Here is a 3,951-nt window from a genome sequence, read left to right on the forward strand (position 1 = left end):
TCAAGATCATCCAGCCGTGTCGCCGTCACCAACGTCCATGGTCAGTACAACTAGCGCGGCGGTTTGGGGTCGAGTTCCCTCGCAAAATAAGCCGACGCCGCCTTCAAGATCTCATTCGCCCGCCGCAACTCGCGGACCTCGCGCTCGAGTTCGGCGATACGCTGAGCGTCACTGGTACTGGTTCCCGGCCGCTTCCCGCCATCGACCTCGGCCTGGCGCACCCAGGTCCGCAACGCCTCGCGGTGGATGCCCAACTGGTCGGCCACCCGGGCGATCGCCCCGGTCCTCATCCCCTGTTCACGCAGCTCGAACACCATCCGAACCGCACGCTCACGCAGCTCGGTGGAGTACTTCCTCGGTGGTGCCATGACTCCTCACACCCTTGCAGGTATCAGAGCCTCCAACCAACTCGGGGAGGTCCAGGCCGCACTGCACCCCGGGCCCGGCGCGGCCCGTCTGCTGTTCCCGATCAACGACAACGTTCTGAACACCGCCGACCCACACCGACTTGCCGCCCTCCACCGTGACCTGCCGCTCGTCTACATTGGCAACCAGTACGACCGCGACCGGCAGTTCGACCGCTACTTCGCGCCTGCCGCCGCCGAGGTCGATCACCTGGTCGCCGGCAAGTGGACCACCACCGACCGATGGCCCCACGTCCACTTCATCGGCCGCATCCCTTTTCCCGAGGTAGATCGCTTGTATCGGCGCAGCCTGGCCACTGTGTTGCTGGCCCCCGACCGGACCGCCGCGCGTGGCCAGTTCACCCAGCGGATCTTCGAGGCGGTACTGGCCGGATGCCTGCCAATCACCCCGTCCGAACTCCGCTCAGCTGACAAGGTCGTCCCAGAAGAGCTCATCATCACTGACGCGGCCGACGTCCGCCATGTCCTCGACAAGCTCGCCGCGCTCTCAGGCGGCACAGGCCACGCTGATCTCATCGGCCGCTGCCTGCGCCACCTGGAGATCTTCCGACTGTCGACGCAGCTAGAGACCCTGAACGACCTGCTGTATCACAGCACGGCCCCACATGGCGGATGGATTGCACGATGACCGCGTCCGACACTGCGGCAAGGACAGCGGAGATCGTGCCGAGCATTTGGCGTGCCCGACCGACACACGGCCTCGCAGCCGGTACCGTCAACCTCCATGGAGCCCAGCCCGACGCAACCGCTGAAAAGAGTCGCGATCATCGGCTGTGGCGGGTCCGGCAAGACCACCATCGGCCGCCGTCTCGCCGCGCGCATCGGCACCGAGATCATCCACCTGGACGCCGTCTACTACGACGACGAGTGGAACAAGCTGCCACAAGACAAGTTCGCGCAAATCCAAGAAGAACTCGTCGCAGCGGACACCTGGGTGATCGATGGCAACTACGCCGGCACACTCCCCATCCGGCTTCGCCGCGCCACCCACGTGATCTTCCTGGACCTGCCCGCGATCACCTGCCTGTGGGGCATAGCCCAGCGCCGCTGGCGCTATCGCGGAGGCCAGCACAAGAACGACGGCGTCTACGACAACATCAACTGGGGCTTCATTCGCTACATCTGGGGCTACCGCCGCGAGATGGCACCCCGAGTCCGCGCACTGATCGCCGAACACGCCGGACACGCCCAGGTTCACATCGTCCGCTCACGGCGCGCCGCCAACCGGCTCGTCGAACAACTCACATAGCCCGCTCCTCCTCCGGCGTGCACGGACGGCGGTGACCATGCCGCCCAAGTCCTCGAACGGCAGCAACCCGTTCACCGATCCACACACGGTGCCTGCCCTGTACGCCGACCGCGTCCGCGTCCAGCGGCGCAGCAACGCCCTGCTGACCGCCAAGATCCGCGGAGCCCATGTCGGAAACATGGTCGCCGACCTGCTCACCCGCCAGTCTCCGCATCTGACCGATCACCCGGCTCCGCTCATCGCCGACCTCGGCTGCGGCACCGGGCGCCCCACTCGTGTCATCGCCCAGCGATTCCCACGAGCGCGGCTGCTGGCCGTTGACGCCTCACCGACCATGCTGGACGCCGCTCGGCACCACCTGGCCACTTCTCTGCCTCGTAACCGACACACTCCAGACAAGGCCCAAGTCGGCTACCTGCAGGCCGACTTCCATTCCCTGCCCCTAGCTGCGGCTTCCTGTGACGCCGTCACCGCGGTGTTCAGCCTGTATCACGCGCCGGCTCCCGCGCATGTCCTGGCCGAGATCGCCCGCTGCCTGCGCCCCGGCAGCGTCGCGGTGCTGGTCACCAAGTCTGCCGACAGCTATCACCAGCTTGATCATCTTCTCACTGTCACGGGCCTGGACTCTGGCGCCACCACCCGCCCGAGCCTGTACGCCGCTGCGGACAGTCGTCGCCTCCCCGCCCTGTGCAGCAATGTGCTGACGGTTGAGGCCGTCCTTCATGACCAACACGTCTTCCTTTTCAGAGACGCGGCGCACCTGGCCGACTACTTGGTCACCGTGCCCAAGTACCAGCTCCCCCCGCCGCTGGATACCGACCCAACAAAACTGGCGGAGCAGCTACGGCGCCGCCGAGGCAACGCCCCCCTGACCGCCACGTCCACCATCACCTACGTCATTGCCAGGCGGCCGTCATGACAGCCAAGCCTCGGCGCTGGACCAAGCACTACCCCGACAGCCCAGAGGGAACGGCGAGATGCCGCACAGCCGCCTCACACCACGCCTGGCTCGCCAGCCTCGGTGCGCCCGTCCCTAGGCTGCTCGTGGCACACCCTCACAAGCTGGAGTTTGAGCACATCGCCGGAGTCCACGCCCGCCCCCAGGACCTACCTGCACTCGCTTGTCTCTTGGGTGACCTACACCGCGTCGCCTACGAACACGAGCTGCACCGGGCCCGGCTGGACCGCCCCCACCACACCACCACAGGCGTAACCATTCCCGACTTCGTGTCGCACCGCCGTACCGCCATCATCCGCCTGCTAACCCAGCGAGCCGTGCCCGAACCAGCGCTGTCTCTCTCGGACGCCATGAACGCGCTTGACGAAACGCTGGCCGGACCCGCCGCCTTCTACAAGGACAGCAACCCCCGGAACTTCCTGATCAGCACCAACGGCCCCATCCTGGTCGACTTCGACACCGTCACTTTGGCGCCGCTGGGATACGACCTGGCCAAACTGATCGTCACCCTTGCCATGACACACGGCCCGATCCCCGACCACCAGATTCGGACAGCACTGGACACCTACAACACCGCCCTCACCCGTGCGATTCGTGAGCTTCAACCTGTCCCATGGAAGACGCTGATGACCTGGACCGCCATTCACCACGTCCTCACCAGCCCTTACCTAGGACGCGGCGGCTACCGCCACCCATGGACTGCACATCAGCCCTAACAGGGGAGCCGCTGCGAAACCACACCGCCCTTGGACAGACGGCGCAATGTCGGGCTTATCCTCCCGTCGCGAGGGGATGGGATGAGAAACCAGCCTCTGCTGAGCACCCACGCGCAGAAGCGTCCGACCGCCAACCGCGTGCATTGAGAGGCATGATTGAACTCCTCAAAGCCATCCCTCTACTCAGGAAGGAATTGACTGGTCAGCATCACCCTACATAGGGGCCACACATTCTAGTCGGATAATGGTCACCTTCCCTTGCACTGCACCCCAACTCGGCTGGACACAGAAATCTCCAGTGCGGCCAACGGGCCGGCAACCACGCCAATCCGGCAGCCGGATATGCCTCCGCAGCGATCATGAGCTTTGTCGTTCAATGTCGATAAGTACCCAGACGAGATGACCGTCTTCCGGACTACCTCGCACTCCTATCCGTGCCGCGAGATTGCGTATTACATGCAGTCCGCGACCACGTTCGCTCGACTCGTTTGCGATGGCGTCTGGGAAGCGCAGCGTTCTCTTTCCCCCTAGGGCCTGTTTTGCGGATCTGCGGATCTGGATCTTGTGTTTGTGGCTTGATGACGGCCATGGTTCGCCGACACG

4 protein-coding genes and 1 pseudogene are annotated in these 3,951 nt (G+C 64.8%); 4 read left to right on the forward strand and 1 reads right to left on the reverse strand.

Going from position 1 to position 3,951, the window contains the following annotated elements; translation table 11 throughout:
- Positions 1-83: 83 nt before the first annotated feature.
- A pseudogene (locus ABD879_RS32250) lies at positions 84-368 on the reverse strand (transposase); the annotation flags it as partial.
- Between ABD879_RS32250 and ABD879_RS32255 the strand changes: the two are divergent.
- The 4 genes from ABD879_RS32255 to ABD879_RS32270 all read left to right on the forward strand — a co-directional run bounded on the left by ABD879_RS32255 (position 343) and on the right by ABD879_RS32270 (position 3,348).
- Positions 343-1,053: a glycosyltransferase family protein gene (locus ABD879_RS32255; RefSeq protein WP_345025573.1), complete on the forward strand. Its 711-nt coding sequence runs from the start codon at positions 343-345 to the stop codon at positions 1,051-1,053. The pseudogene ABD879_RS32250 and the gene ABD879_RS32255 sit on opposite strands and share 26 nt — an antisense overlap.
- Before the next feature lie 96 nt (positions 1,054-1,149).
- Positions 1,150-1,674 carry a P-loop NTPase family protein gene (locus ABD879_RS32260; protein WP_345025574.1) on the forward strand — a complete coding sequence of 175 codons (525 nt, stop codon included), beginning with the start codon at positions 1,150-1,152 and terminating at the stop codon, positions 1,672-1,674.
- Between the two features lie 37 nt (positions 1,675-1,711).
- A complete protein-coding gene (locus ABD879_RS32265; protein ID WP_345025576.1) occupies positions 1,712-2,593 on the forward strand; it encodes a class I SAM-dependent methyltransferase in 882 nt (293 codons plus the stop codon).
- Entirely contained in the window at positions 2,590-3,348 is a 759-nt protein-coding gene (locus ABD879_RS32270; protein WP_345025575.1) for a phosphotransferase, read from the forward strand. Before ABD879_RS32265 ends, ABD879_RS32270 begins: the two co-directional genes overlap by 4 nt.
- Positions 3,349-3,951 lie beyond the last annotated feature (603 nt).

Source organism: Actinomadura keratinilytica (genome assembly GCF_039539665.1).
Classification (GTDB): Bacteria; Actinomycetota; Actinomycetes; order Streptosporangiales; family Streptosporangiaceae; genus Spirillospora; species Spirillospora keratinilytica.